The organism is Mesorhizobium sp. WSM4813, assembly GCF_055811555.1.
Map to the genome: position 1 here is coordinate 27587 of NZ_JBVVQU010000013.1, position 26424 is coordinate 54010.

Consider the following 26424-nt stretch of genomic DNA (forward strand, 5'->3'; position numbering starts at 1 on the left):
CGTGGGGCCGGGGCGGCGCCCCCCCCCCCCCCCCCCCCCCGCGGCCCCCCCCCCCCCCCCCCGGGGGGGGGGGGGGGCCCCCCCCCCCCCCCCACGGAGAGGGGGCCGCGCTCTACGAAGCCCCCTCTCCGGCCGCTTCGCGGCCACCTCTCCCCCGCTTCGCGGTGGGCGAGGAACCCAAGTCTTGAGAGGTCGGAGGGACAGCACCCCCGCTGCCCTGCCGGGCATCTCCCCGCAAGGGGGGAGATCTGCAGCTTCACCGATGGCGCGCCTACTTGGCGCCTTCCAGCGCGTCGACCGTCTTCTTCAGATTCTCGTCCGGGATCTCGACCTTGGCCTCGGCGCGCAGCGACTTGACCAGCGCGATGTATTTGTCGCGGATGACCGCCTGACGGGCCTGGTCCTTGACTTGGTCGAAGGCCGGCGGCTGCTTGGCGCGCTTGTCCTCGACCTGGATGACGTGCCAGCCGAACTGCGACTGCACCGGCTGCTCGGTGTATTTGCCGACCGCCAGCGCAAAGACCGCCTTGTCGAACTCCGGCACCATCTGGCCGGGCCCGAACCAGCCGAGATCGCCGCCGCTGGTCTTGCCGCTCGGATCGCTGGTGTGCTCGTTGGCGAGTTTCTGGAAATCGGCGCCGCCGTCGAGCTGCTTGATGATGGCGTCGGCCTCTTCCTTCGACTTCACGAGGATGTGACGGGCATGCACCTCGTTTCTCGGCGGTGTGTTGGCGATTTCCTGGTCGTAGCGGGCGCGAACCTCGGCATCCGTGACCTTGCCGACGACATCCTTCTCGACCATCTCGCCATGCAGGGCGCGCTGCTGCAGGAACGCCATGCGGCGCTGGAAGTCGGGATTCTTGTCCAGGCCGGTGGTAACCGCCTGGGCGGCCATGACCTTGATTTCGATCGCCGCCGAAAGTGCTGCGGCGCGGCGCTGTTCGGGCGGCATCTGCGCGAACTGCTGCGACAGCTCGCCTTCGGCAAGCGCAAGGTCTGCCTCGGTCAGCGTCTGGCCGTTGATCGTGGCGACCACGGCGTTCGGATCGACAGGTGCTGCCGGCTGGGCGGGGGCGGCCGGTTGGGCCGGGGCTGGTTGGGCAGGCGCAGTGTCCTGCGCCATCAGTGGCGACAGCGACAAAGCCGACAGCCCGAATGCCAGGCCGAGGCTGGCGAGCGACGCGCGGCGGAACAATGAGGACATACGATTAACTCCAATAGGGGATAGCTAGAGCGTGATGGCTTCCAGACCAGCCGGATTGTGGCGGAATTTGGCACGGTCGTCAGGGCGAGCGCGCCGTTGACATCGATTGAGCCCCCTCTTATCTGTCCAACGACTTTGCGTCCAGAACCGTTTTCCGGGCGCTTTTTGCGTTTGTCCGCGTTTCACGTGGATTTGATGGGGCCGCCGGCACCCGTCGCAACGACTTGGAATGCTATCGAAAGGACCATTGAATGGTCAGTTTTGGCGGTCTCGCCCGTAAGGTTTTCGGCTCCTCCAACGATCGCCGGGTCAAGTCGACCCGACCGCGCGTCGAAGCGATCAATGCCATGGAAAACGAGATGCGGGCGCTCTCCGACGCCGAGCTGACGGCCCGCACGGAAAAATTCCGCCAGGACGTCGCCAACGGCGCCAGCCTCGATGATCTGCTGGTGCCGGCCTTCGCCACCGTGCGCGAGGCGGCGCGCCGCGTGCTCGGCATGCGCCCGTTCGACGTCCAGCTGATCGGCGGCATGGTGCTGCACAATGGCGGCATCGCCGAGATGCGCACCGGCGAGGGCAAGACGCTGGTCGCCACGCTGCCGGTCTATCTCAACGCACTCGCCGGCAAGGGCGTCCATGTCGTAACCGTCAACGACTATCTTGCCACGCGCGACTCCGAATGGATGGGCCGCGTCTATAAATTCCTCGGCCTTACCGTCGGCGTCATCGTCCATGGCCTGTCCGACGAGCAACGCGCCGCCGCCTACGCCGCCGACGTCACCTACGCCACCAACAACGAGCTCGGCTTCGACTACCTGCGCGACAACATGAAATTCGAGCGCGCCCAGATGGTGCAGCGCGGCCACAGCTACGCGATCGTCGACGAGGTCGACTCCATCCTGGTCGACGAAGCGCGCACGCCGCTGATCATCTCCGGTCCGCTCGAGGACCGTTCGGAAATGTACAACACCATCGACGCCTTCATGCTGAAGCTCGAGCCGGCCGACTACGAGATCGACGAGAAGCAGAAGACCTCGATCTTCACCGAGGAGGGCACCGAGAAGCTGGAGAACCTTTTGCGCGACGCCGGTCTGCTCAAAGGCGAGTCGCTCTACGACGTCGAGAACGTCGCCATCGTCCACCACGTCAACAATGCCCTGAAGGCGCACCAGCTGTTCCAGAAGGACAAGGACTATATCGTGCGCAACGGCGAGATCGTCATCATCGACGAATTCACCGGCCGCATGATGCCGGGCCGCCGCTATTCGGAAGGACTGCACCAGGCGCTCGAAGCCAAGGAGCATGTGGCGATCCAGCCGGAGAACCAGACGCTCGCCTCCGTCACCTTCCAGAACTATTTCCGCCTCTACAAGAAGCTCGCCGGCATGACCGGCACGGCGCTGACCGAGGCCGAGGAATTCGGCAACATCTACAATCTCGACGTTACCGAGATCCCGACCAATCTGCCGGTGATCCGCATCGACGAGGACGACGAGGTCTACCGGACCGTCGAGGAGAAGTACAAGGCGATCGTCAAGGAGATCAAGGAAGCCCGCGCCAAGGGCCAGCCGACCTTGGTCGGCACCACCTCGATCGAGAAATCCGAGCAGCTGGCCGCGCGTCTGCGCAAGGAAGGTTTTACCGATTTCGAGGTGCTGAACGCCCGCCATCACGAGCGTGAGGCGGCGATCGTCGCCCAGGCTGGAAAACCCGGCGCCATCACCATCGCCACCAACATGGCCGGCCGCGGCACCGACATCCAGCTCGGCGGCAATGCCGACATGCGCATCGCCGAGGAGCTTGGCGATATGCCTGAAGGCCCCGAGCGCGAAGCCAGGGAAAAGGCGATCCGCGACGACGTCGCCCGGCTGAAGGAAAAGGCGCTCGCCGCCGGCGGCCTCTACGTGCTCGCCACCGAACGCCATGAAAGCCGCCGCATCGACAACCAGTTGCGCGGCCGCTCAGGCCGCCAGGGCGATCCCGGCCGCTCAAAGTTCTTCCTGTCGCTGCAGGACGATCTGATGCGCATCTTCGGCTCCGAGCGCATGGACGGCATGCTGCAGAAGCTCGGCCTCAAGGAAGACGAGGCGATCATCCACCCCTGGATCAACAAGGCGCTGGAAAAGGCGCAGAAGAAGGTCGAGGCGCGCAACTTCGACATCCGCAAGAACCTGCTGAAATATGACGATGTCTCGAACGACCAGCGCAAGGTGGTGTTCGAGCAGCGTCTCGAGCTGATGGACGGTGAAGGCCTTTCCGAGACCATCGCCGAGATGCGCGAGGGTGTCATCGAGGAGATCGTCGCCAAGGCTATTCCCGAAAACGCCTACGCCGAGCAGTGGAACGTCGCCGGCCTCAAGGCCGAGGTCGCCGAATTCCTCAATCTCGACCTGCCGATCGAGGACTGGGTCAAGGAAGAGGGCATTGCCGAGGACGACATCCGCGAGCGCATCAGTCAGGCCGCCGAGACTGCCGCCAAGGAGCGTGCCGAGCGCTTCGGCCCCGACGTGATGACCTATGTCGAGCGCTCGGTGGTGCTGCAGACGCTCGACCATCTGTGGCGCGAGCACATCGTCAACCTCGACCACCTGCGCTCTGTGGTCGGCTTCCGCGGCTACGCCCAGCGCGACCCGCTGCAGGAATACAAGGGCGAGGCGTTCGAGCTGTTCCAGGCGATGCTCGGCAATCTGCGCCAGGCCGTCACCGCACAGCTGATGCGCGTCGAGCTGGTCCGCCAGGCCGCCGAAGCGCCGCCGCCCGAGGCGCCCGACATGTTCGGCAGCCATCTCGACGGCACCACCGGCGAGGACGATTTCGGCGAGACCGGGCTTCTGGTTCGCCAGGAGACCAACGCCATCGTCGCCCCCGAAAACCGCGACCCCAACAACCCCGCCACCTGGGGGAAGGTCGGCCGCAACGAGGCCTGTCCGTGCGGTTCGGGGAAAAAGTACAAGCATTGTCATGGGGCGTTTGCGTAAAGGGGCGTCATTTTCGGTTATTTGAATAAGTCAGCGGGACAGCGCCCCCTCTGTCCTGCCGGACATCTCCCCCACGTGGGGGAGATCGGCCAGCTTCACCTGATCAGGCCTCTTCAACGTTGGCGATTGGCGAAAGCCGAGGTGACACCCAATCTTCCCACCTGTGGGGGAGATGGCCGGCAGGCCAGAGGGGGGCGCCGTCCCGCCGGCGCACCGGAAATACTTATTACGGATCGGCAACGCCGTCCGCGTGATGCGCATTGCCACCGGCGAGGAAGCGACGACGTGAAGGACGATCTGGCTGCGCATGCGTTAGGTCGAAGGGTGAAAGAAGCGCGCCGAGAAACATCACGCCGGAGCGGCGGCCAAGATTTCGCGAAGGTCGCAAGCCACTGGAATTCGGAAGAAAAATAGGTTTTGAATTTTTTTTGTTGATTTTGCAAAACGCTGAGTTAAGGTGGCGAACCACTCGGGGACCGAATCAATGGATCAATATTCTGAATCTGACGTGCGTGAGGCTCTGGCGCCATATCATGCTCGCATCAAAGCGGTCGTGATGCTTGGCTTCAATGAATGGCTGTCCGTTTCAGAATGCAGGGCGGCGAAGGGTTTCCCTCCGGTTCTCTATCCCCGCACTGTCACCAACTACGTATTCGACGCCATCGCTCGCCATGCGCGCACGGAATTCGGCTTAGACCAGTCAGTACGCGTTCTTGATGAGGCTCAAACGGTGAAATTCTGTTTTGGTGACAAGGTTATCGGTCGATTCAAAAAGGGTGACGAAGACCATTTGGGGCAGAATATCCCTACACAAGCAGTGATTGATTTTATTGACCCGCAGCAGACGTTGCCGGGCTTTCCGCCGGAGGCAGCCAAGGTCGAATTCGTTTGGTCGGCGAACGATATCGGCACCGAGGTACAGACTATATTGGTCGTGGCTCGCGACAATGACCGTGTCCTGTGGTCGTATCCAATAGAGGATGCTGGTGAGGCTGGCGGTAGCGGCGTCGTGGTCTTCCCGACGCGCGAGCCGGATGACGATCAGCCGCTTGTCACGCCAAAAGACAAGCCTTCCGAAGAAACAGCCGAACGCGAATAGCCATGGCAACGTTTGGAGATTTGCTGCGCCTCGCGCGGCAACTAAGAGGATTCACACAAAAGAAGGCCGCTGACGATTTGGGGATCGCGCAGGCGGTTCTCTCTCGGATGGAAAATGGGCTGGTCGAGCCTGATGCTGAGTTCATCGAAGGCGCGTCCCAAACCTTCGATCTTCCAGCGGAGTTCTTCACAATACAGGATACCGTCTACGGCCCCCCTGTCAGCGTTCATACCATGCTGCGCGGCAAGAAGTCAGAAGTCTCTGCGCGTGATGTTGATATGATCACGGCTGAATTGAACGTTCGTCTTTTCCATCTTCGGCGCTTTATGGAGAATGTCGATTTCAATCCTGTGAATGAGCTTCCGGTTTTGGACGTCGAGCTATATGGGTCGATCCCGAAAATAGCATCGGTGGTGAGGGCGCACTGGAAAGTTACCAGCGGGCCGATAAAGAACCTCACGAGGCTCATGGAAAAAGCCGGGATCGTTGTGGGCGAGTCATCGTTCCACGGCGCTCCGGTCAGCGGCGTAACATTTGCAGCCCCAGGTCGCCCACCGCTTGTGCTCGTAAATAAGGATCATCCGGCAGATCGGCTCCGGTTTACGCTGGCGCATGAGTTGGGACATTTGATTATGCACCGGTTCCCGACTGCTCTCATGGAAGACGAAGCCAACCAGTTCGCCTCTGCGTTTCTGCTGCCGCCCCGCGAGCTTGTGGAGGTTTTCCGAGGACGAAAGATAACGCTCGAACTTCTTGCCTCTCTAAAAAAGGAGTGGCGGGTTTCGATGCAGAGCCTTTTGATGTCGGCGCAGAGCCTTAACGTCGTAACCGAAAATCAAGCGCGATATCTCTGGCAGCAGATAAGCGCGCGAGGATGGCGGACCAGAGAACCGGCGAGCCTCGATTTTCCTTTCGATCCGCCGACGGTCCTTCCTACAATTATCAAGTCTCATTTGGACGATTTGGGATTTGATGTGGCCGAGCTTGTTAAAATGTCACGCGTCAGGGAGTGGGAATTCAAGGAACTTTACGGCGCGATCTCCGAAGATCATCCAACGCGTCCGACGCTCCGGATAATCAACTGAAAACTTATACTTGGCACTTAGCATAAAAGTTCAGAGAGCAGGAGCGTGGACAAGCTGCCTGAAACCAAGGTGCTTGTGGATGCCGAAACGTTCTGCAAGCGTGGCTTCTACAAAGGCTCAGTGATCGGAGACATGTAATCGTGATCAACTCAAAGCACGTAAATATCTGATCAACCCGATGGCCGATGAACCGCTTCTTTCCAACGTAGTGAAGCGAATGAAAAAAGGCCGACATCCTCGGTGACAGGGGTTGGTCGTCCGGGTTTTTGAGGATCGGGATGGCCGCGCTGCTTCAGAAAGGGAGCGCCTTTCCCCTTCTGCCTAGTTGGTTTTCCCATAAACGGCGCTCACATAGACCCCATCAATCTGCGGCACAAAAATCCACGAATGCCTCAAGCAGAATGCCGTTTATTCCCGGCCCCGCGCGCAGAGAGTACGACGCAACGCCCCGGCGCCGCCCCTCATCCGCCTGCCGGCACCTTCTCCCCGTGAACGGGGAGAAGGGAGCATTCCGCCACCTCACCCAACCGTTTCTTAATCTGTCTTCGTTAGACGCAGAGCCAGAAAAGAAGCGGAAAACGGAGTGTGATCAGGGTGCGCTTTTCCGCGGCGACGACAGCCGGGCGGTTCCTGCCGCAGCGCCTTGCGCTGCGCGTAAAGCCGCTGCTTGGCCGCGTCGATGCCGTGCTGTTCACCGCCGACGAGCGCGGCGAAGCCGGCCGCATGTCGCTCATCGCCTTTTCCATCCGCATCGTCAGCGCCGCCATCGCCTTCGTCAGCCAGGTGCTGATGGCGCGCTGGATCGGCTCGTTCGAATACGGCATCTTCGTCCTCGTCTGGGTGACGATGGTCATCGTCGGCAACCTCGCCTGCCTCGGCTTCCACACTTCGGTCATCCGCTTCATTCCCGAATACCGCGAGCGCAACATGCTGGCCGAACTGCGCGGCATCGTGCTGACCAGCCGCCTGTTCGTGCTTGTTGCCTCGACCGCGATCGCCGGCTTCGGCGCGCTCGGCGTCTGGCTGCTCTCACCCTTTATCGAAAACTACTATGTCGTGCCGTTCATCCTCGGCTTCATCTGCATGCCGATGATCGCCATGTCCGACCTGCTGCAGGGGCTGGCGCGGGCCAACTCATGGGCGCTGTTTGCGCTGGCGCCGACCTATCTGGTGCGGCCGGTGCTGATCCTGGCGCTCATGGCGCTGATGCTTCTGGTCGGCTTTGCGCCCGACGCCAGGACCGCGATCTTCGCCTCGATCGCCGCCGCCTATGCCACCACGCTCGCTCAACTCATCGGCGTCACCGCGCGCATGGACAGGAATATCCCGGCCGGGCCGAAGAAGGTGCATTTCGCGCAGTGGTTCCTCGTGTCGCTGCCGATCTTCCTGGTCGAAGGTTTTTTCTTCCTGCTCACCAATGCCGACGTGCTGATGGTCGGCGCCTATATGAACCCCAACGACGTCGCCGTGTATTTCGCCACAGTGAAAACGCTGGCGCTGGTGCATTTCGTCTATTTCGCGGTCAAGGCGGGCGTCGCCCAGCGCTACGCGCAATTCACCCATGGCGAGCCCGAAAAGCTCGCCGCCTTCGCCCGCGAAACGGTGTCTTGGACGTTCTGGCCGTCGCTGCTGATGGCGCTGCTGGTGCTGGTGCTGGGCGAGCCGATGCTGAGCCTGTTCGGGCCTGAATTCGTAGCCGGCTACCCGCTGTTGTTCCTGCTGGTCTTCGGCGTCGTCGCCCGCGCCGCCGTCGGTCCCTGCGAAAGCCTGCTCACCATGAGCGGCAACCAGAACATCTGCGCCGCCGTCTACGCCATGACGCTGGCCTTCAACATCGGCCTCAATCTGGTGCTGATTCCGCTTTTCGGCCTGTGGGGCGCGGCGATGGCCACCGCCTTCGCCATGATCTTCGAGGCCGGCGCGCTGTCCTTCACGGTCTGGCGCAGGCTCGGCATCGTCATGGCCATTTTCGTAGCCGCCGAAGGAGCCGCATGATGGCTGCCATCCCGTTGCTCGAGGAAACCAGCGGCGGCCCGGCCGGCGCCATGGTGTCCGGCCTCGCCGGGCTCGCTCGTGAAGCCGACCCGGCCCATCTCGAGCTGCTGGCCAACGACCGGCCCGAGCGCAAACTGGCCGTCTACCCGGCCTCCGCCGGCTTCGATCTGGTCGAGGAACTCGATTATCTCTGCACCCGCACCATCGAGCCCAACGTCTTCTTCAACCCGCGCTTCCTGGCGCCTGCCATGCCGAGGCTGGAAGACCGCGAGGTGCGGCTGGCGGTCATCCGCGACGGCGACGAATACCGCAACCGGCTGCGTTTGCTGGTGCCGTTCTCGGTGGAGCGGCCGGCGATGCCGCTCGGTGTACGGGTCATGCGCACATGGTCGAGCCCGTTCGGCCCGATCGGCACGCCGCTGGTCGACCGTGACGATCCCGTCGGCGTCATCGAGGATTTCTTCTCGATGCTGTCGCGGCCGCATCTCAAGCTGCCGAAAGTCTTGGTGCTGCCCGACATCCGCCTCGACGGCCCGGTGGCCAGCCTGCTGGCGACAGTCGCCGAGACGCGTGGCCTGACGCTGGTCACCACCGGCAAGGCCGAACGCCCGATGCTCGAAAGCGAGATCGACGGCGATGACTATCTGAAGGCCTCGCTGCGCTCGCACCATTATCGCGAGTTCCGCCGCCTGAAGCGCCGCCTTGCCGATCTCGGCAGGCTGGAGCATCTGGTGGCGCGCGGACCGGAAAACATCCGCCATGCCATTGAACGCTTCCTGACGCTGGAAGCAGCCGGCTGGAAAGGCCGCGAGCGCACCGCCATGGCCGTCGACCGCTACCGCGCCGCCTTCGCCCGTGAGGCCGTGCACCGGCTGGCCGAACAGGATCTGTGCCGCATCCATTCGCTGACGCTCGACGACCGCACCATCGCCAGCCTGATCGTCTTCGTCGAGGCCGGCGTCGCCTACACCTGGAAGACGGCCTATGACGAGACGCTCGCCGCCTATTCGCCGGGCACGCTGCTGATGATCGAGGTGACCAGGCAGCACCTCGACGATCCCAACATCATGATGACCGATTCCTGCGCCGTGCCCGACCATCCGGTGATGAGCCGGCTATGGATGGAGCGCAGGCCGATCGGCACACTGGTCATCGGCCTGACGCCGGACGCCGACCGCCTCGCCCGCCAGGCGGCGTCGCAGCTTCACCTCTACCGCGAAACCCGCAACATGGCGCGCCTGCTGCGGAACCGGATGAAGAGCTTGCTGGGACGGCGGTAGGCTTGGTGGTGCTGCTGGTTTCACAGTGGAAGTCGATAATTCCCATCAGTGGCAATCGCAAACCGCTAGGATTAGCCGAAACCTCCACTTCGTCATCCTAGGGCGGAGCAGGAGCGAAGCGACGTCGCGCAGACCCTGGAATCCATGCCGTTACGCAAGAGCGTTGCCACGGTGCAGGACTTTTAATGCCGAGGGACAGCGCCCCCCTCTGTCCTGCCGGACATCTCCCCCACAAGGAGGGAGATTGGCAGCTTCAGCGCTCCGCTCGCTCCTGCGACGGTAGCGATTCGCGAAGCCGGTGGTGACGGCCGATCTCCCCACAAGTGGGGGAGATGTCCGGCAGGACAGAGGGGGGCGCGAAGGAGCGCTACGGAGCGCTTTTATTCTGAACCGCTGCATTCTTCGGCGGATGTCACGGCATGGATCCCAGGGTCTGCGCCGCGTCGCTTCGCTCCTTGCTCCGCCCTGGGATGACGAAGGCACAGTCGAAGACCTAGGTCATCAGGATTAATTCTCCCAACCAGCGGAAAGGATTAGCATCGGCGGTAATACGGCCGCGCAACTGGCATCATTGCCGCCTTGCACGGCCAGAACAAAAAAATCTGGGAGGAATGCATGACGAAAACAACGCACTTCAGGCGCCGCAGTATTCTCGCTTTGATCGGCCTCATCGGCGCCTGCCTGACTGCGGCTGCAGGTCAGGCTGCCGAGCCGGACAAGGCCGAAATCGATGCCCTGAAAAAATCGCTAGCGAAGTACGAAGACTACAAGGCCGCCATCCGCGACCTCTATCTGTCGACGGTCGGATGCGTTTATTACAGCGGCGAAAAAGTGGCTGGAGCTATGGATTATCCTAAGGGCGCGATGGGCATTCATTTCGTCAACGTCGGGAGCGTCAGCCCGACACCAGATCCGACGCGCCCCAATGTCCTCATCTATGAGCCGGTCGACGGCGGCTTGCGCCTAGTGGCCGTGGAATGGCTTGTTCCGCTGACGCCCGACACCAAGGAGCCGCCGAAACTCTTTGGACAGACCTTCCAGGGGCCGATGGAGGGACATTATCCGCTTATCCCGGTGGAGTTCTACCATTACGATCTTCACGCCTGGCTGTTCAAGGACAACCCCCTTGGAATGTTCAGCCCGACGAACCCGGACGTGAAATGCGACAATTACGCGTTTCCGATGCCGGAGCAGCCGACCAAGATGGTGCCGGGGCCGATGTGATGGCGACCTGAGCTACGGAGTCCGATCTAATCAGGAAGGACCGGCCTGGGCCTCGATTGCAGTTATCCCAGGGTGCGCCTGGGGTAACCTCCCACCGAGCTTCCAAGGTTTTCTTGGGTTGGCAATGGTGCCCCTAGCCGGGATCGAACCAGCACTCCTTGCGGAACTCGATTTTGAGTCGAGCGCGTCTACCAATTCCGCCATAGGGGCTCAGGCCTGAGGCCTGGATGGGCGCGGACTATACGGTTGGAGGCCTGTTCGTCAACTGGCCAATTCCCGGCATGCGGCCTTCGCTCAACCCCAGCCTTTCGATTTCGTGAAGCTCTGGCCATTGTGCAGCGCGAAAAATCTTTCTAGACAAGCGGCGCATTAAAGCGCGTCGCGGCTGGAGAGATTCATGTGGCGCGCGTTGGTCTTTGTTTTTATGCATGTCGTTATCCCAAAACCGCTGCGCATTTGGGCGACATACATTAGGGGTGCCGATGCTTCGCGGACTTTACGACTGGACCTTGTCGCTGGCGGCAAAGAAATCCGCCGAATGGTGGCTGGCCTTCATCGCTTTCGTCGAAAGCTCGGTATTTCTCGTGCCGGCCGATGTGCTCTACCTGCCGATGGCGCTGTCGCGGCCGGATCGCGCCTATCGCTACGCGCTGGTCGCCACGCTGGCCTCCGTTCTGGGCGGCATCGCCGGCTGGTACATCGGCCATTATGCGTACGACACGGTCGCGAAGCCGATCCTCGAATTCTACGGCAAGTATGACGACTTCGAGGCGCTGCGCGTCTCGTCGGGCGTCGGCTTCATCATCCTGATGCTGATCACCTCCGGCCTCGCCCATCTGCCGCCGATCAAGGTGGTGACGATCCTGTCCGGCGTCATCGGCGTCAATCTCCTGCTGTTCATCGTGCTGGCTATCGTGGCGCGTGGCGCCCGCTTCCTGTTCCTCGCCTGGCTTCTGCGCCGCTATGGCGAACCGATTCGCGAGTTCATCGAAAAGCGCCTTGGCATGATCGCGGGCGCCGGCGCCGCTGCCCTGATTTCGCTCTATATCGTCGTCAAATACGCCTTCTAGAATGAGAAGTCCGGGCTAGTATGAGAAGTCCGGGCTAGAGCAAGGATGTTCAAATTGACCCATCCTTTGCTCTGACGGGAATGGACGGTAGATCGATGACAGCGACCGTGAATGCCGACACAGGGCGCCAGCACATGCGGACGGCGGTGTTCCTCGCCGTCGCCATGGCCGCCACGGTCGGCTCGGCGCTGGCCTTCCAGTATCTGGGCGGCTACATCCCGTGCAAGCTCTGCCTGGAGCAGCGCACCCCCTACTACATCGGCGCGCCGCTGATGCTGCTTGCGGTGCTGTCGTCGGCGCTGCGCTGGCCGGCTTGGCTGACACGCGGCCTGCTGGCCGTCGGCGGCCTGCTGATGGCCTACGGCGTCTATCTCGGCGTCTATCATTCCGGCGTCGAATGGGCGTGGTGGCCGGGGCCGACCGATTGTGCGGCGGCTGCAGGACCGGTGGACACCGGCGGCAAGGGCGTGCTCGACGCGCTCGACCAATTCGTCCCGCCGTCCTGCGACAAGGCGGCACTGCGCATCCTCGGCCTGTCGCTGGCCGGCTGGAACGCCATCGCCAGCCTTGTCCTGGCGGTCATAGCGTTCCGCGGCGCCTTTGCCCGCGACTGAGCGGCACAGCGCAGAGTTGGTCCAGAAATTCGTCAGGCCGGATCGGGTGACGCGGCTTTCGAGAACCGGAGCGGAGCGTATTCAATTACGTGAGCACCGGGAGCGCAGAAAGCTGCGTCAGGCGGCCGGGCTCGCGGATTTCTGCCGAAACTCTATGGTTCCAGTTCGACATCCCAGTACAGATAATCCATCCAGCTTTCATGCAAATGGTTGGGCGGAAACAGGCGGCCGTTGTTGTGCAGATCATGCACCGTCGGCTGGTAGGGCTTCTGCAGCGGCCACATCTTGGCGTGCGCCGGCATCATGCCGCCCTTCCTCAGATTGCACGGCGAGCAGGCGGCGACGACATTCTCCCACGTCGTCGCGCCGCCGCGATGGCGGGGAACGACATGGTCGAAGGTCAGATCCTCCGGCGTGCCGCAATACTGGCACTGGAAACGGTCGCGCAGGAACACGTTGAAGCGGGTGAAGGCCGGATGCCGCGACGGCTTCACATAGGCCTTTAGGCTGACGACGCTCGGCAGCTTCATCGAGAAGGTCGGCGACGACACGGCGTGCTCGTATTCGGCGACGATGTTCACCCGCTCGAGGAACACCGCCTTGATGGCGTCCTGCCACGACCAGAGCGACAGGGGGTAATAGCTGAGCGGACGGTAATCCGCGTTCAGCACCAGTGCTGGAAGCCCATCCGGAGATACGGCAACCGTCACGTTATTGACCTCCTTGGTTCTAGAACCGATCGGCGTGGATACTGTAAGCCCGACATGACAGGGATGTGAAGCGGCTTGTCGATCAAACGCCACGCCAAAAGCGGCTGATTTCAATGCTTTTTTGTGAATTCAGGCCGGAGGCGCTGCGTCCCTGCCCTTCAATTCGCGATAATACGCCCAAAAAAGCCGCGATGCGACACCTCGCCACGGGCTCCATGATTCGGCGAGCTCGATCAGTGTTTTCTCGGGCGGACGCGGGTCGATGCCGAGCGCGTGGCCGACCGCGCTCTGCAGGGCAACATCGCGTGCCGGGAAGACATCGGGGTGGCCGGCGGCGAACAAAAGATAGACTTCCGCCGTCCACGGGCCGATGCCTGACACCTTGGTCATCGCCGTGATCGCCTCCGTGGCGTCGAGCAAGCAGAGGTGATCGAGGTCGAGGCCATCGACCACCGCCTGGGCCACGGCGATCAGGCCGCGCTGCTTCGGCCGCGACAGTCCGGCCTCGCGAAAGATGGCTTCGTCGGCGGCAAGGATGGCTTGCGGCGTCAACGGATCGACGAGTTTTGTCAGCCGCCCGAAGATCGCGTCGGCGCTGGCGCGGGAAACCTGCTGCGAAACGATGATCGAGGCAAGGCTTCTGAACCCCGGCTCGGACAGCCGAAGCGGCACCTCGCCGGCCATGCCGCGCACCTTTGCAAGACGCGGGTCGAGCAGGCAGAGCGCGTCGAGCCCTTGCGAGATGTCGTCGAGCGTGGCGATGCGTTGCATGTCTGCTTGTTCCCGGCGCAAAATGGCAGATGTAATCCGGCGCAAAGTAGCAACAGGCGAAAGCGCCGCACAACCCGATTGCCGCCGAAGGATGACACTCCTGACATTCCGCTTCGCGCCGAGCCCGAATGGCGAACTGCATCTCGGCCATGCCTATTCGGCGCTGCTCAATCAGAAATTGGCGAGGGCAACGGGCGGGCGCCTTTTGCTGCGCATCGAGGACATCGACACGACGCGCTGCACGCCGGAATTCGAGGCCGGCATTTTTCGCGATCTGAAATGGCTCGGGCTTGGCTGGGAACAACCGGTGCGCCGTCAGTCCGAGCATTTCGCCGACTATCAGGCGGTGCTCGATCGGCTGATCAGGGAAAAGCTCGTCTATCCGGCCTTCATGAGCCGTGGCGAAATCCGCGCCTTCATTGCCGACAGCGAAAAGCGCGGCCGCGACTGGCCACGCGACCCGGACGGTGTGCCGCTCTATCCCGCCGTCGACAAGGCGTTGCCTATGAGGGAACGCCAGCGACGGATTGCCGAGAATGCGCCTTTCGCCTGGCGGCTGGACGTCGATGCTGCGATGGTGCGCGTCGGCACAGACCTGTCATGGCTGGAATTTTCGAATGAGAGGCTTTCCGCAACACGCACGGTGGACGCCCGGCCGCAGGACTGGGGCGACGTCATCGTGGCGCGCCGTGAAATCCCGACAAGCTATCATCTCGCCGTCGTCGTCGATGACGCGCTGCAGGGCATCAGCCACGTCGTGCGCGGCCAGGACCTCTATTCCGCCACCGGCGTGCAGCGCCTGCTCCAGGAGATCCTCGGCCTGCCGCAACCAAGCTACTTCCACCATCGTCTCGTCCTCGGCCCGGACGGGCGAAAGCTGTCGAAGAGTTTTGCGGATACCGGCCTTGCCGCGTTGCGCGAGGCCGGCGCATCACCGGCCGATGTCCGGCGGCTGATTGGGTTCTAGATCGGCGCATACGACCGCAAGTATGAGCGCAGCCTTCAATTCGGATGAGCCTATGGATCAACCGTTTGGTTTTGCTTGCCAGGTTGAACCGCATTACAGCAGTCGGGACGGTCAACCCTCACCGAACACGCGGCAGCCTTCCGAAAATGCCCAGCATCAAGCGGTTCATCCCCGCCTCTTTCGTCGTCCTGTGGGCGACCGGCTTCATTGGCGCGCGGTACGCCATGCCATGGGCCGAGCCCTTCACCTTCCTGGCCGCGCGCTTCGTTCTGGCCGCTGTCCTCTTGGCCGCCTTGATGGCAGCACTCGGTTCCAGGCGGGCGACGCGTGCGGAAGCGCTGCACGCCACAGGCGCGGGCATCCTGATGCATGGCGTCTATCTCGGTGGCGTGTTCTGGGCCATCCACAGGGGCATGCCGGCCGGGCTTTCGGCCTTGATCGTCGGGCTGCAGCCGCTGATCACGGCGGTGATGGCCGGCCGGTTTCTCGGCGAGGCCATCCTGCCGCGCCATTGGGCCGGTCTCGGCATCGGCCTGGTCGGTGTTGTCATCGTGCTGTGGCCGAAGCTCGGAGCGCTCGGCGGCGGCGTGACGGCCGAGACGCTGGCAGCCTCGCTTGTCTCGGTGCTTGGCATGAGCGCCGGCACGATCTGGCAGAAGCGCTTCGCCTCCGGCGGCGATCTTGTGGCGGCCACCATGTGGCAATATGTCGGCGGCGCATCGCTGATGCTCCTGGCCTTGCTCGCTTTCGAGACGCGAACCGTCGTTATAAACGGCGAGCTGATCTTTGCCATGGCATGGCTGGTGCTGGTGCTGTCGATCGGCGCCATCTTCCTGTTGATGGTGATGATCCGCGACGGCGAGATGTCGAAAGTCGCTTCGCTGTTCTATCTGGTCCCGGCTGTCACCGCGGTCATCGCCTGGATATTGTTCGGCGAACAATTGAATCTGGTCCAGATCGTCGGCATGGCGATCGCGACGCTCGGCGTCGGGCTGGCAACCGCTCAGCCGGCCAAAGCATGATCCCGAACCGAAGGTCAGCGAAGCAAAAAGTGGGAACCGGTTTTCGGAGAAGATCATGTTCAAATAAGAATCAGCCAACGCGGGCGCGTGCCTCCAAATAGCGGCTGATCGCGGCGTTGAGCTCGCCGCCGAGGATGAAGATCGCAGAGACGATGTAGAGGAAGACGACCGCGACCATGATCGAGGCAAGGCCGGCATAGGTCGTCACATAGGACGAGAAACGGTCGAGATAGGCGGCAAAGATGGTCGACCCGATGAGCCAGGCAATCAGTGTAAAAATGATGCCCGGGATGATCGAGACGAAGCGGCGCTTGCCCGCGGGCAGCCAGTAATGCACCGCGAACAGCCCCCCGACGATGACGGCGGAGGCGATGATGTAACGCCACAGCGTGATCGTGCCCATATAGGGTTTTACCCATTCGAAATTGGCCTCGGCCAGCCGTCCCAGTATGGGCGCGAAAACCACGAGCACGCTGATCACCAGAAAACCTGCCGTGGCGATCAGCACGAAGGCGATGCTCTGCACCCGGCGATAGATGATGCCGCGCGTTTCGGAGACGCGGTAGGCGCGATTGAGCGAGGTGCGCAGCGCCTCAATCCCGTTCGAGGCGAAGAAGGCGGCAAGCAGCACGCCATAGGTCAACAGGTCGGTGCGCTGGACGGTGAGCACATTGAGCACTTCGCGCGCGATCGGATTGGCGATCTGCTCTGGCCAGGTGTCGAAGACGAGATGCACGGCGGTGTCGGCAAAAGCCTGTGCGCCGAGGAAACTGGCCAGCGTCGTGGCGAAAATCAGAAAGGGGAATAGCGCCATCAGCGCCGTGATCGCCAGATGACTGGCCATCGCCCAGCCATCGTCTGCATCGAAATGGCCGAACGCGTCATAGAGCACGCGTTTGACGGCTACGATCTTTCGCAACACGAACCGCGTTCCCTTCGATTGTCTCGACGCCGCGAATATGGGAAGGGATTGCGGCAAATGGCAAGCCTCGGTCAAACCACGCTTCCCCCTGGAGAAGAGTTGCGCACCATCATCGTCACCGGTGCTTCTTCCGGGATAGGCGCCTATTGCGCCCGGGCGCTGAAGGCGGAAGGGTGGCGGGTGTTCGCGACGGCGCGCAAGCCAGAGGACATCGCTGCCCTCGAAGCCGATGGCATCGAGGGCTTTTATCTGGACTACCGCGAACCCAGTTCCATCGAGACGCTGGTGGCGTCGGTGCTGGAGCGGACCGGCGGACGGCTCGATGCCCTGTTCAACAACGGCGCCTACGCCCAGCCCGGCGCCGTCGAGGACCTGCCGGTCGCAGCCCTCAGAGAGCAATTCGAGGCGAATGTCTTCGGCTGGCATGACCTCACCCGCCGTGTCGTGCCGGTGATGCGCCGCCAGGGCCATGGCCGTCTCGTCCACTGCTCCTCGATCCTCGGCCTGGCGCCGCTGCCCTTTCGCGGCGCCTACTCGGCGTCGAAGCATGCGATCGAAGGGCTGATGCTGTGCATGCATCAGGAACTCCAGGGCAGCGGCATCCACGTCTCGCTGATCGAGCCGGGGCCGGTGACATCGAAGATCGCCAGCAACGGCCTTGTGTGGTTTGTAAGGAATATCGACCGTGAGAATTCCGTCCACCGCCTTGCCTACGAGGCGCAGCTGCAACGGCTGCAGGCCGGCGGCAGCATGTCACGGCTGAAGCCCGGGCCGGAGGTGGTTCATGCGGCCTTGCGCCATGCGCTTCTGTCGCGGCGCCCGCGTCCGCATTATGTGGTAACGGTGCCGGCCAGGATCGGCGTTGTTCTCAAACGCATCCTGCCGGCATCAATGCTCTACCGCCTGCTTGCCAAACGCGCCTGAACGCAATCGACTGGAAACACACTATGGCAACCGTCTTCAACATCCTCGCTGTCCTCGTCATGGTCGCCGTGGTGGTCGTGCTGATCCGCGGCCTCATCAACATGATGCGCGGCGGCTCCGCCATGACCTCCAACAAGCTGATGCAGACGCGGGTGCTGCTGCAGTTCGTGGCATTGGTGCTGATCATGCTGGCGGTGTATTTCACCCGCAACTGACGAGGGTGGCGATTTCGGGAGGCAGAGCGTGGTCAAGCTCAACAAGATCTACACCCGCACCGGCGACGACGGCACCACCGGCCTTGGCACCGGTGAACGGCGGCTGAAATCCGATCTGCGCATCGACGCCTACGGCACGATCGACGAAGCCAATGCCTGCATCGGCATGGCCCGCATCCACACCGCAGCAAAATATCCGGCGGTCGACGCGATGCTCGGCCGCATCCAGAACGACCTTTTCGATCTCGGCGCCGATCTGGCCGTGCCGGATGACGGCAAGCCGCTCGGCTATGAGCCACTGCGCATCACCGCTGCGCAGACCGACCGTGTCGAAAAGGACATCGACCTGCTCAACAAGGACCTGCAGCCGCTCAAATCCTTCGTGCTTAACGGCGGCACGCCGGCGGCGGCTGCCCTTCACCTCGCCCGCACGGTGGCACGGCGGGCCGAGCGCATCATGGTGGCTTTGACGCAGGACCCAGGCGAGCATGTCAACCGTGAGGCGATAAGATACATCAACCGCGTATCGGACTTTCTGTTCGTCGCCGCACGCGCGGTCAATGACAATGGAAACGCCGACGTGCTATGGGTTCCCGGCAAGAACCGCTGAATCCGCGAGGCGGGAGGGGGTCCGATGTTCATCCCGCTTTATGACACCAACCGGCTGCGCCACATCAAGCAGCAATATGTGACGATCGGCCTGATCGCGTTCAACACGCTCATCTACTTCGCCACCGCGCTTGGCGGCGAGCAGTTCACCAACGCCGCTGTGCTGGGCCTCGGCTTCATCCCGTCGGTCGTCCACGACAGCGTCGAACTGGCTCCGCAGTTTGTCGTGATCCCGGAGAGCCTGAGCTACGTCACCTATTCCTTCCTGCATGCCGATATTTTCCACCTCGGCGGCAACATGCTGTTCCTCTGGGTGTTCGGCGACAATGTCGAGGACGCGCTCGGTCATATCCGTTTTCTCATCTTCTACCTGCTGTGCGCCATCGCCGGCGCCTTCTTTCAGGGCCTGATCGCGTGGGACTCGCAAGTTCCGCTGATTGGCGCCTCAGGCGCCATCGCCGGCGTGGTCGCCGCCTATCTGATCCTCTACCCACGCGTGAAGGTATGGGTGCTGGCCTTCGCCCGCATCCCCCTGCGCATCCCGGCCTTCATCCCGCTCATCCTGTGGATCCTGTTCCAGATCGTGATGTTCGCCGCCGGTGGCGAGGATCAGATTTCCTGGGCCTGCCATGTCGGCGGCATCATCGCCGGGGCCGTGCTGGTGCTCATCTTGCGCAATCGCGCCGTACCACTGCTTGCCGGTCCTGAGGAAGAGACCGCGCTGGTCGTCGGCCCGGCACCCGCTGCTGCAGAACCCACGGCAAGTGACCCGCTAGCGCAGCCGGCGCCGCGCTGGGGACGGGGAAGCGCGTCCAGTCCTGACTGAACCGATTTGAGTGCGGCGCGGATGATTTGGGCACCCCCGGATATTGACGTGCGGGGTCGCCGCAACTACGGAAGCTTTCCCACACTAATGCATGTCGCGCAAAAGTGTGCAGCGGTCTTGCGATGACGACATGCATAAACACACAACCTACAGCGCGTCGCGGGAGGCCGGTCAAATGCGACGCGCTTTAGGCGGTCGGAGACTAGAATTCCGTCCGGAATGTCGGCTTTCGACAACTCTGAAGAGGCGCACCCTGCTATAGCGCGCCCGACTATCTTGAAAGAGGTGGCTATCGTGAAAGAGGTGACAGGCAAATGAAGATCCTTGTGCCCGTGAAGCGGGTTGTGGATGCGAATGTGAAGGTTCGTGTGAAGGCTGACGGTTCGGCGGTGGAACTCGCCAACGTCAAGATGGCGATGAACCCGTTCGACGAGATCGCGGTCGAAGAGGCGATCCGGCTGAAGGAGGCCGGCAAGGCGGAAGAGATCATCGTAGTCTCGATCGGGCCGCAGCAGGCGCAGGAGACCTTGCGCACCGCCCTCGCCATGGGCGCCGACCGCGCCATCCTGGTCAAGACCGACGAACAGACCGAGCCGCTGGGCGTCGCCAAGGTGCTGAAGGGCGTGGTCGAGGCGGAAAAGCCCGGTCTGGTCATCCTCGGCAAGCAGGCGATCGACGACGATTCGAACCAGACCGGCCAGATGCTGGCCGCACTTCTGGGCTGGGCGCAAGGCACTTTTGCTTCCAAGGTCGTTATCGATGGCGACAAGGCGAAGGTGACGCGCGAGGTCGATGGCGGCCTGCAGACGGTGGAGCTGAAGATGCCGGCGATTGTCACCGCGGATCTTCGCCTCAACCAGCCGCGCTACGCTTCGCTGCCCAACATCATGAAAGCCAAGAAGAAGCCGCTCGACGAGAAGAGCCCGGCCGACTATGGCGCTGACGTCAAGCCGCGGCTGAAGGTGATCAAGACAGAGGAGCCGGGCGGCCGCAAGGCGGGCGTCAAGGTCAAGAGCGTCGCCGAATTGATTGACAAGCTGAAGAACGAAGCCGGCGTGCTCTAAGAAAATCCGATGAGGCCGGCCTGCAAACGGCCGGTTTCTCCGCTTCCGGTGCTCACGTACTGAAGTACGCTCCGCTCCGGTTCTCGAAACCAACCGTTTTCGACTCGGCCTGACCGGATTTCAGGGTGTCTCGAAAACGAAAGTCAGGGACATCATAATGGCTATTCTTCTGATTGCCGAACACGACAATGCGACGCTTTCCGACCAGACCGCCAAGGCGCTTTCGGCGGCACTGCAGATCGGCTCGGACGTGCATGTGCTGGTCGCCGGCAATGGCGCCAAGCCCGCAGCCGACGCCGCCGCCAAGCTCAAGGGCGTGAGCAAGGTGCTGCTCGCCGAAGCCGACGAACTCACCGAGCGGCTCGCCGAGCCGCTGGCGGCGCTCGTTGTCGGCATAGCCGGTGCTTATGACACGATCATCGCGCCGGCGACCTCGTCGGGCAAGAATGTCGCGCCGCGCGTGGCAGCCCTGCTCGATGTCGCGCAAGTGTCGGAGATCATCGAAGTGGTGTCGTCAGACACCTTCAAGCGGCCGATCTATGCCGGCAACGCAATCCAGACGGTGCAGTCCAGCGATGCCAAGAAGGTCATCACCGTGCGCACCGCCTCCTTCCAGGCTGCACCCGAGGGCGGTTCCGCCCCGGTCGAGACGGTTCAGGCAGCGGCCAATCCCGGCCTGTCGAGCTTCGTCGAGAACAGGCTTTCCGAGACCGATCGTCCGGAGCTGACTTCGGCCAGGATCATCATCTCGGGCGGCCGCGCGCTGGGCTCTTCGGAGAAATTCCAGGAAGTCATCCTGCCGATCGCCGACAAGCTCGGTGCGGCCGTCGGCGCCTCGCGTGCCGCCGTCGATGCCGGCTACGCGCCGAACGACTGGCAGGTCGGCCAGACCGGCAAGGTCGTGGCGCCCGATCTCTACATCGCCGTCGGCATCTCCGGCGCCATCCAGCATCTTGCCGGCATGAAGGATTCGAAGGTCATCGTCGCCATCAACAAGGACGAGGAAGCGCCGATCTTCCAGGTCGCCGACTACGGCCTCGTCGGCGACCTTTTCGTCATTCTGCCGGAACTGCAAAAGGCGCTTTGACGCCTTCTGCCAAAGCGTATTAAATTGTGAAGGGCGGGGTAGACGAAGTCGCCCCGCCCTTTTAGTTTGCACCGCACAAAAAGCAGGCCGCAAAGGCCTTTTGACGGGATCGGTGTAATGAACAAGATCGAGACGATCGGCATCATCGGCGCGGGCCAGATGGGCGGCGGCATCGCCCATGTGTCCGCGCTTGCGGGCTACAAGGTGCTGGTCTACGACATCTCACCCGACCGCATCGAAAAGGGCATCGCCACGATCAGCGGCAACATGGCCCGCCAGGTCGGCTCCGGCAAACTCGAGGAAAAGCTGCGCAACGAAGCTATGGCGCGCATTTCGGCAGCGCCCACCATGGCCGACCTTGCGGGTGCCGATCTGGTGATCGAGGCAGCGACCGAGGACGAGACGGTCAAGCGCAAGATCTACGCCCAGCTCTGCCCGCAGCTCAATCCGGAAGCCATCCTGGCGACGAACACCTCGTCGATCTCGATTACCCGTCTTGCCGCGCAGACCGACAGGCCGGAGCGTTTCATCGGCATTCATTTCATGAATCCGGTTCCACTGATGAAGCTGGTCGAGCTGGTGCGCGGCATCGCCACGGAGGACCAGACCTTCGAAGCGGCGAAGGCCTATGTGAACCATCTCGACAAGACGATCACCGTCTCGGAGGATTTTCCGGCCTTCATTGTCAACCGCATCCTGCTGCCGATGATCAACGAGGCGATCTACACGCTCTACGAGGGCGTCGGCTCAGTCGACGCGATCGACACCGCCATGCGGCTCGGCGCCAACCATCCGATGGGACCGCTGCAGCTCGCCGATTTCATCGGCCTCGACACCTGCCTGTCGATCATGCAGGTGCTGCATGACGGCCTGTCGGATTCGAAATACCGCCCCTGCCCGCTGCTGGTGAAATATGTCGAGGCCGGCTGGCTCGGCCGCAAGACCGGGCGCGGCTTTTACGACTATCGCGGCGAGCATCCCGTTCCGACGCGCTGACCGGCGATACGAGCCAACCGACATCGCGCGCGGTCGCGCTGACCATGCGGCTGTTCTGTCGACAGCTTCGTGGCTGCGGATCGAAGACCGCATCAGGCCGATCCTTGCCCGTTTGCTCGCCGACCGCCGAAGCCCGATGGATTTGGCTCAGACCAGCCCGGCAGAGCGTTCCACGTAAAGTATTTGCAGCCAAGTGGAATCACTTAGCGTCGCACTGCCGGTTCAAATCCAAACGCATTCCGCTTTAGGGTCAAAAACTCAATCAGCGGGCTGCCGCCAATGGCCGAGATGGGTGGTTTTCTGCCCTCCGCCTCGCCAATCGGAACGAGCAGGCAGCGCCATTTCCGGGCATTCGCCGACACAGCAGTGGGGGTCTCGTTACGGGTGGGTGAGCGGATCTTCGTAGCGATCTGCTTTGTTTTTCGCGGGTTGGTTGGCATACACACGCTTTAGGATTGCCGCTTCAGCTCTGATCCGGGCGCGTTGCCTGACCGGCTCGTTGTGCGGGAGGGACTGATATTGACTCTATGGCCCAGCAGGAGCAGTTGCGGCTGGAGGGCAGCGCCGCGAACTCTACGAGCGCTACCGTTATGACGGCAGGAACGAAGAAGCAGCAGGCATGGACCGAATCTATGCCTTCAATCACGCCCAGCATGGCGCGGACATCGGCGAACTCCGGCGAAGAGTTTGCCAGCGGAGATCAGCGCAAGATGTCCGACAGGCTCTCGGGCTTCTTCTCGCCAAGCGACAGATCAAGGCCCGACAGCAGGTCGACGAGATGACTTCGCATCAGGTCGGACGCGTCTTTTGCGTCGTGTTTTTCGATGGCATCGACAAGGGCGTGATGGGCCTGGCTTTCGCAGGTGGTGTCGCGGCGGCGCCAGTAAAGCGCGATGATCAGCGACGACCGCGACAGCAGGTCTTTGACGAAGCCGGTAAGGATCGAATGGCCGGCGATTTCGGCGATCCCGACGTGGAATTTTGCCGACAGCATGATGGCGTCGCTGTCGCGGCCGGCATGCAGGGCCTCATGCTCTTTTTCGAGATGAAGCCGCAGTTGCGCGATCTCGGCCGGCTTTGCCACGCCGGCGGCAAGCGCCGCGACCTTGGGCTCGATCAGCGCCCGCGCTTCGAACACCTCGCGCGCTTCCTGCTTGGTCGGCTGGGCGACGAACGCGCCGCGGTTCGGCTCGAGCCGGGCCAAGCGGTCATGCGACAGCGCCTGCAGCGCCGCGCGTATCACCGCGCGGCTCACCGAATAGATTGAGGCGAGTTCGTCCTCGGGTAGTTTTGTGCCCGGTGCGAGGCGGTGGCTGACGATGGCGTCGCGCAGGCCGGCATAGACCGGAAACCAGCGCATCGCCGGCTTGCCGTCCCGTGTCTTTGGTCGAAGCAGGTCCATCGTCTCATTGTCCCGGCGGCTGGATCGCATAGCGGCGCGAACACCGCGCTTCAGGCCGGACATCGAACATCCTGTGCGGGAATGTCAACAAATTTGCACGCATCAGGATGCACGGCCGGAGGGCGAGAAGGGCGCAAAGATTCCGGCGAAGGATTTTTCGAGTGGTACCTGGTAACCTCCGCGCTTCGAGGTCGACAGGCCAAGGCCGACGAGACTCTCGCAGAGTTTAACCGCGCAGGCGACGCCGTCGAGCACGGGAAGGCCATGTTCGCGGCTGAGCGCGGCGGCGAGATCGGCCATGCCGGCACATCCCAGCACAATCGCTTCGGCCCGGTCGTCGCGGATGGCGCACTCGATTTCCTCAGAAATTCGATGGCGGGCGTTGGAGCCGGGCACTTCGAGCTCCAGAACGGGAACGTCGCTTGCCCGCACCCTGGCGCAACGGCTGGCGAGGCCGTAGCGCACCAGATTGTGCTCGATCGCCGGCACCGAACGCGACAGCGTCGTCACGACGCTGAACCTGCCGGCAATCAGGCTCGCCATGTGAAACGCCGCTTCGCCGATGCCGACCACCGGCATCTCCCCGACGCAGCGCGCTGCGTCTAGGCCGGTGTCGTCGAAGCAGGCGATGACGCAGGCGCTCGCCGCCGGATGTCTCTGGATCTCGCCGATCATTCCCGGGATGGCGAATACCTCGTCGAAATAGCCTTCGACGCTCGGCGGCCCATCCTTCGGATTGATCGCGATGATCCTGGTGCCGGCCGAAGCCGCGCCGCGTGCCGCCTCGCCGATCTTCTCGGTCATGGACGCGGTGGTGTTGGGATTGACGACGAGTATGTCCATTTGCGCTTTCATATTTCGCCGCCGAGATAGAGTTTCTTGATCCGGTCGTCGCCAAGCAGCTCAGCCGAATGTCCGGCCAGCGCGATCTTTCCGGTCGTCAGTGCGTAGGCGCGCTGCGAGATGCGCAACGCCATGCGCGAATTCTGCTCGACCAAGAGAACGCTGACCTTTTCGTCGCGATTGATCGCCACGATGGAGCGGGCGATGTCCTGGACGAGCTTCGGCGCGACGCCGAGCGAGGGTTCATCGAGCAGCAGAAGCTTCGGTTTGGCCATCAGCGCCCGCCCGATCACCAGCATCTGCTGTTCGCCGCCGCTCATCGTGCCCGCCGTCTGGGAATAGCGTTCCTTCAGGCGCGGAAATCGCCCGAGCACCATGTCCAGCGTCCTCGCGATTTCGGCCTTGTCGGTGCGGGTGAAGGCACCCATCATCAGATTGTCGCGCACCGTCATGTAGGAAAAGACGCGCCGACCCTCCGGCACCATGGCGATGCCCATCCTGACCAGCTCGTCCGGGCGCGTTCCGTCGATGCGGTGGCCCTGGAAATGAATCTCGCCGCTGCGGACCTTCTTCAGGCCGGTGATGGCGCGCAGGATCGAGGATTTGCCCGCGCCGTTCGCGCCGATCAGCGCGACGGTCTCGCCCTCGTTGACGTTGAGCGACACGCCCTTCAGTGCATAGACATGATCGTAGTAGAGTTCGACGTCGGAGACTTTCAGCAGTTCGCCCATGGCTAAAATCCGATCGTCTCATCTTCGGCGCCGAGATAGGCCTCGATGACCTTTTCGTTCTCCTGGATTTCCTTTGGCGTTCCCTCGGCGATTTTCACACCGAAGTTCAGGACGACGATGCGGTCGGAAATGTTCATGACGGCGGGCATATCGTGCTCGACCAGCAGGACAGTCACGCCGCGCTTCCGCACGCCGCGCACCATCTCCACCGCGCGCACGGTTTCGTCATGGTTCATGCCGGCGAAGGGCTCGTCGAGCAGAAGCACGGTCGGGTTCGTGGCGAGCCCGATGGCAATCCCGAGCGCGCGCAGATGGCCGTGCGGCAGCGTGCTGGCTATCTCATGCCGTTGCGCGCCGAGATCGAGGAAGTCGATGATCTCGTCGGCCGAGCGGCCGAATTCATCCTCGTCCCGCCGTGCGGTATTCGTGCCGAGATAGAAGCCGGCAAGGCTGGCATTGGAACGCAGGTGATGCGCGATGATGACATTGTCGCGCACCGTCATGCCCTTGAAGATCGTCGTCTCCTGGAACGTGCGCACCACGCCCTTCCGGGCGACGATATGCGGCGCCAGGCCTGAAATCCGCTCTCCTCGGAACAGCACTTCGCCCGAGGTCGGATTGAGGAAAGAGGAAATCAGCTTGAACAGCGTCGACTTGCCGGCGCCGTTGGGGCCGATGACGGAGAGGATTTCGCGTTCGCGGACCACGAAGGAAACATTGTTGACCGCGACCAGTCCGCCGAAGCGTTTGGTCACGGCCTTGATCTGGAGAAGCTCGGTCATGGTC

At 62.5% G+C, this 26424-nt stretch carries 25 protein-coding genes and 1 tRNA gene; 17 read left to right on the plus strand and 9 right to left on the minus strand.

Features of this window, described 5'->3' with window-relative positions; genetic code table 11:
- Positions 1-271 precede the first annotated feature (271 nt).
- Positions 272-1204 carry a peptidylprolyl isomerase gene (locus AC0L25_RS09695; protein ID WP_473595288.1) on the minus strand — a complete coding sequence of 311 codons (933 nt, stop codon included), beginning with the start codon at positions 1202-1204 and terminating at the stop codon, positions 272-274.
- A 251-nt stretch (positions 1205-1455) separates the two neighbouring features.
- Here AC0L25_RS09695 and secA point away from each other — a divergent pair, with 251 nt between their 5' ends.
- The 6 genes from secA to AC0L25_RS09725 all read left to right on the plus strand — a co-directional run bounded on the left by secA (position 1456) and on the right by AC0L25_RS09725 (position 10865).
- Positions 1456-4182 carry a preprotein translocase subunit SecA gene (secA, locus tag AC0L25_RS09700; RefSeq protein WP_473595289.1) on the plus strand — a complete coding sequence of 909 codons (2727 nt, stop codon included), beginning with the start codon at positions 1456-1458 and terminating at the stop codon, positions 4180-4182.
- Positions 4183-4666: 484 nt separating this feature from the next.
- Positions 4667-5281 carry a hypothetical protein gene (locus AC0L25_RS09705; RefSeq protein WP_473595290.1) on the plus strand — a complete coding sequence of 205 codons (615 nt, stop codon included), beginning with the start codon at positions 4667-4669 and terminating at the stop codon, positions 5279-5281.
- 2 nt (positions 5282-5283) lie between these two features.
- Entirely contained in the window at positions 5284-6366 is a 1083-nt protein-coding gene (locus AC0L25_RS09710) for a helix-turn-helix domain-containing protein (protein ID WP_473595291.1), read from the plus strand.
- A 594-nt stretch (positions 6367-6960) separates the two neighbouring features.
- Positions 6961-8361: a lipopolysaccharide biosynthesis protein gene (locus tag AC0L25_RS09715; protein WP_473595357.1), complete on the plus strand. Its 1401-nt coding sequence runs from the start codon at positions 6961-6963 to the stop codon at positions 8359-8361.
- Positions 8361-9641, plus strand: coding sequence for a GNAT family N-acetyltransferase (locus AC0L25_RS09720; RefSeq protein WP_473595292.1), 1281 nt, complete (start codon positions 8361-8363; stop codon positions 9639-9641). Before AC0L25_RS09715 ends, AC0L25_RS09720 begins: the two co-directional genes overlap by 1 nt.
- A 615-nt stretch (positions 9642-10256) precedes the next feature.
- Positions 10257-10865, plus strand: a complete 609-nt coding sequence (locus AC0L25_RS09725) for a hypothetical protein (protein WP_473595358.1) — start codon at positions 10257-10259, stop codon at positions 10863-10865.
- 125 nt (positions 10866-10990) lie between these two features.
- Here AC0L25_RS09725 and AC0L25_RS09730 read toward each other — a convergent pair.
- Positions 10991-11075, minus strand: a tRNA-Leu gene (locus tag AC0L25_RS09730).
- 272 nt (positions 11076-11347) lie between these two features.
- Between AC0L25_RS09730 and AC0L25_RS09735 the strand changes: the two genes are divergently transcribed.
- The gene (locus tag AC0L25_RS09735) at positions 11348-11935 is read left to right on the plus strand and encodes a YqaA family protein (protein ID WP_473595293.1); all 588 of its coding nucleotides are present in this window, start codon (positions 11348-11350) and stop codon (positions 11933-11935) included.
- Between the two features lie 95 nt (positions 11936-12030).
- Positions 12031-12549 (plus strand): disulfide bond formation protein B, encoded by a 519-nt coding sequence (locus AC0L25_RS09740; RefSeq protein WP_473595294.1) that lies wholly within the window; start codon positions 12031-12033, stop codon positions 12547-12549.
- 152 nt (positions 12550-12701) lie between these two features.
- On the opposite strand, the gene AC0L25_RS09745 is transcribed toward AC0L25_RS09740, so the two are convergent.
- Positions 12702-13259, minus strand: a complete 558-nt coding sequence (locus AC0L25_RS09745; protein ID WP_029348574.1) for an HNH endonuclease — start codon at positions 13257-13259, stop codon at positions 12702-12704.
- 129 nt (positions 13260-13388) lie between these two features.
- The gene (locus AC0L25_RS09750; protein WP_473595295.1) at positions 13389-14030 is read right to left on the minus strand and encodes a DNA-3-methyladenine glycosylase family protein; all 642 of its coding nucleotides are present in this window, start codon (positions 14028-14030) and stop codon (positions 13389-13391) included.
- A 91-nt stretch (positions 14031-14121) separates the two neighbouring features.
- On the opposite strand from AC0L25_RS09750, the gene gluQRS reads away from it, so the two are divergent.
- A complete protein-coding gene (gene gluQRS, locus AC0L25_RS09755; protein WP_473595296.1) occupies positions 14122-14997 on the plus strand; it encodes a tRNA glutamyl-Q(34) synthetase GluQRS in 876 nt (291 codons plus the stop codon).
- A 146-nt stretch (positions 14998-15143) separates the two neighbouring features.
- Positions 15144-16019 carry a DMT family transporter gene (locus tag AC0L25_RS09760; protein WP_473595297.1) on the plus strand — a complete coding sequence of 292 codons (876 nt, stop codon included), beginning with the start codon at positions 15144-15146 and terminating at the stop codon, positions 16017-16019.
- Between the two features lie 70 nt (positions 16020-16089).
- Here AC0L25_RS09760 and AC0L25_RS09765 read toward each other — a convergent pair whose 3' ends face one another.
- Complete coding sequence (locus tag AC0L25_RS09765; protein WP_352953661.1) at positions 16090-16941, minus strand: YihY/virulence factor BrkB family protein; 852 nt, start codon at positions 16939-16941, stop codon at positions 16090-16092.
- A 57-nt stretch (positions 16942-16998) separates the two neighbouring features.
- Here AC0L25_RS09765 and AC0L25_RS09770 point away from each other — a divergent pair, with 57 nt between their 5' ends.
- From AC0L25_RS09770 to AC0L25_RS09800, 7 genes are all read left to right on the plus strand, one after another.
- Entirely contained in the window at positions 16999-17865 is an 867-nt protein-coding gene (locus AC0L25_RS09770) for an SDR family oxidoreductase (RefSeq protein WP_473595298.1), read from the plus strand.
- 23 nt (positions 17866-17888) lie between these two features.
- Complete coding sequence (locus AC0L25_RS09775) at positions 17889-18080, plus strand: twin transmembrane helix small protein (protein WP_473595299.1); 192 nt, start codon at positions 17889-17891, stop codon at positions 18078-18080.
- Between the two features lie 28 nt (positions 18081-18108).
- Positions 18109-18690: a cob(I)yrinic acid a,c-diamide adenosyltransferase gene (locus tag AC0L25_RS09780; RefSeq protein ID WP_473595300.1), complete on the plus strand. Its 582-nt coding sequence runs from the start codon at positions 18109-18111 to the stop codon at positions 18688-18690.
- Between the two features lie 24 nt (positions 18691-18714).
- The gene (locus tag AC0L25_RS09785) at positions 18715-19515 is read left to right on the plus strand and encodes a rhomboid family intramembrane serine protease (RefSeq protein WP_473595301.1); all 801 of its coding nucleotides are present in this window, start codon (positions 18715-18717) and stop codon (positions 19513-19515) included.
- A gap of 314 nt (positions 19516-19829) precedes the next feature.
- The gene (locus tag AC0L25_RS09790) at positions 19830-20579 is read left to right on the plus strand and encodes an electron transfer flavoprotein subunit beta/FixA family protein (RefSeq protein WP_127248531.1); all 750 of its coding nucleotides are present in this window, start codon (positions 19830-19832) and stop codon (positions 20577-20579) included.
- 157 nt (positions 20580-20736) lie between these two features.
- Positions 20737-21666, plus strand: coding sequence for an electron transfer flavoprotein subunit alpha/FixB family protein (locus AC0L25_RS09795; RefSeq protein WP_473595302.1), 930 nt, complete (start codon positions 20737-20739; stop codon positions 21664-21666).
- A gap of 117 nt (positions 21667-21783) precedes the next feature.
- A complete protein-coding gene (locus tag AC0L25_RS09800) occupies positions 21784-22662 on the plus strand; it encodes a 3-hydroxybutyryl-CoA dehydrogenase (RefSeq protein ID WP_029348585.1) in 879 nt (292 codons plus the stop codon).
- A 700-nt stretch (positions 22663-23362) separates the two neighbouring features.
- Here the strand turns inward: AC0L25_RS09800 and AC0L25_RS09805 are convergent.
- From AC0L25_RS09805 to AC0L25_RS09820, 4 genes are all read right to left on the minus strand, one after another.
- Entirely contained in the window at positions 23363-24064 is a 702-nt protein-coding gene (locus tag AC0L25_RS09805) for a GntR family transcriptional regulator (RefSeq protein WP_473595359.1), read from the minus strand.
- Positions 24065-24166: 102 nt separating this feature from the next.
- Positions 24167-24907: an aspartate/glutamate racemase family protein gene (locus tag AC0L25_RS09810; RefSeq protein ID WP_352953670.1), complete on the minus strand. Its 741-nt coding sequence runs from the start codon at positions 24905-24907 to the stop codon at positions 24167-24169.
- Between the two features lie 8 nt (positions 24908-24915).
- Positions 24916-25638 (minus strand): ABC transporter ATP-binding protein, encoded by a 723-nt coding sequence (locus AC0L25_RS09815; protein WP_473595303.1) that lies wholly within the window; start codon positions 25636-25638, stop codon positions 24916-24918.
- Between the two features lie 2 nt (positions 25639-25640).
- Positions 25641-26420 carry an ABC transporter ATP-binding protein gene (locus AC0L25_RS09820; protein WP_473595304.1) on the minus strand — a complete coding sequence of 260 codons (780 nt, stop codon included), beginning with the start codon at positions 26418-26420 and terminating at the stop codon, positions 25641-25643.
- Positions 26421-26424: the final 4 nt, after the last annotated feature.

What these genes read in the sequence shown, in the direction of transcription:
- AC0L25_RS09695 (WP_473595288.1), bottom strand. Translation starts at nt 1,204, where the DNA reads ATGTCCTCATTGTTCCGCCGCGCGTCGCTCGCCAGCCTCGGCCTGGCA.
- secA (WP_473595289.1), top strand. Translation starts at nt 1,456, where the DNA reads ATGGTCAGTTTTGGCGGTCTCGCCCGTAAGGTTTTCGGCTCCTCCAAC.
- AC0L25_RS09705 (WP_473595290.1), top strand. Translation starts at nt 4,667, where the DNA reads ATGGATCAATATTCTGAATCTGACGTGCGTGAGGCTCTGGCGCCATAT.
- AC0L25_RS09710 (WP_473595291.1), top strand. Translation starts at nt 5,284, where the DNA reads ATGGCAACGTTTGGAGATTTGCTGCGCCTCGCGCGGCAACTAAGAGGA.
- AC0L25_RS09720 (WP_473595292.1), top strand. Translation starts at nt 8,361, where the DNA reads ATGGCTGCCATCCCGTTGCTCGAGGAAACCAGCGGCGGCCCGGCCGGC.
- AC0L25_RS09725 (WP_473595358.1), top strand. Translation starts at nt 10,257, where the DNA reads ATGACGAAAACAACGCACTTCAGGCGCCGCAGTATTCTCGCTTTGATC.
- AC0L25_RS09735 (WP_473595293.1), top strand. Translation starts at nt 11,348, where the DNA reads ATGCTTCGCGGACTTTACGACTGGACCTTGTCGCTGGCGGCAAAGAAA.
- AC0L25_RS09740 (WP_473595294.1), top strand. Translation starts at nt 12,031, where the DNA reads ATGACAGCGACCGTGAATGCCGACACAGGGCGCCAGCACATGCGGACG.
- AC0L25_RS09750 (WP_473595295.1), bottom strand. Translation starts at nt 14,030, where the DNA reads ATGCAACGCATCGCCACGCTCGACGACATCTCGCAAGGGCTCGACGCG.
- gluQRS (WP_473595296.1), top strand. Translation starts at nt 14,122, where the DNA reads ATGACACTCCTGACATTCCGCTTCGCGCCGAGCCCGAATGGCGAACTG.
- AC0L25_RS09760 (WP_473595297.1), top strand. Translation starts at nt 15,144, where the DNA reads ATGCCCAGCATCAAGCGGTTCATCCCCGCCTCTTTCGTCGTCCTGTGG.
- AC0L25_RS09770 (WP_473595298.1), top strand. Translation starts at nt 16,999, where the DNA reads ATGGCAAGCCTCGGTCAAACCACGCTTCCCCCTGGAGAAGAGTTGCGC.
- AC0L25_RS09775 (WP_473595299.1), top strand. Translation starts at nt 17,889, where the DNA reads ATGGCAACCGTCTTCAACATCCTCGCTGTCCTCGTCATGGTCGCCGTG.
- AC0L25_RS09785 (WP_473595301.1), top strand. Translation starts at nt 18,715, where the DNA reads ATGTTCATCCCGCTTTATGACACCAACCGGCTGCGCCACATCAAGCAG.
- AC0L25_RS09790 (WP_127248531.1), top strand. Translation starts at nt 19,830, where the DNA reads ATGAAGATCCTTGTGCCCGTGAAGCGGGTTGTGGATGCGAATGTGAAG.
- AC0L25_RS09795 (WP_473595302.1), top strand. Translation starts at nt 20,737, where the DNA reads ATGGCTATTCTTCTGATTGCCGAACACGACAATGCGACGCTTTCCGAC.
- AC0L25_RS09800 (WP_029348585.1), top strand. Translation starts at nt 21,784, where the DNA reads ATGAACAAGATCGAGACGATCGGCATCATCGGCGCGGGCCAGATGGGC.
- AC0L25_RS09805 (WP_473595359.1), bottom strand. Translation starts at nt 24,064, where the DNA reads ATGGACCTGCTTCGACCAAAGACACGGGACGGCAAGCCGGCGATGCGC.
- AC0L25_RS09810 (WP_352953670.1), bottom strand. Translation starts at nt 24,907, where the DNA reads ATGGACATACTCGTCGTCAATCCCAACACCACCGCGTCCATGACCGAG.
- AC0L25_RS09815 (WP_473595303.1), bottom strand. Translation starts at nt 25,638, where the DNA reads ATGGGCGAACTGCTGAAAGTCTCCGACGTCGAACTCTACTACGATCAT.
- AC0L25_RS09820 (WP_473595304.1), bottom strand. Translation starts at nt 26,420, where the DNA reads ATGACCGAGCTTCTCCAGATCAAGGCCGTGACCAAACGCTTCGGCGGA.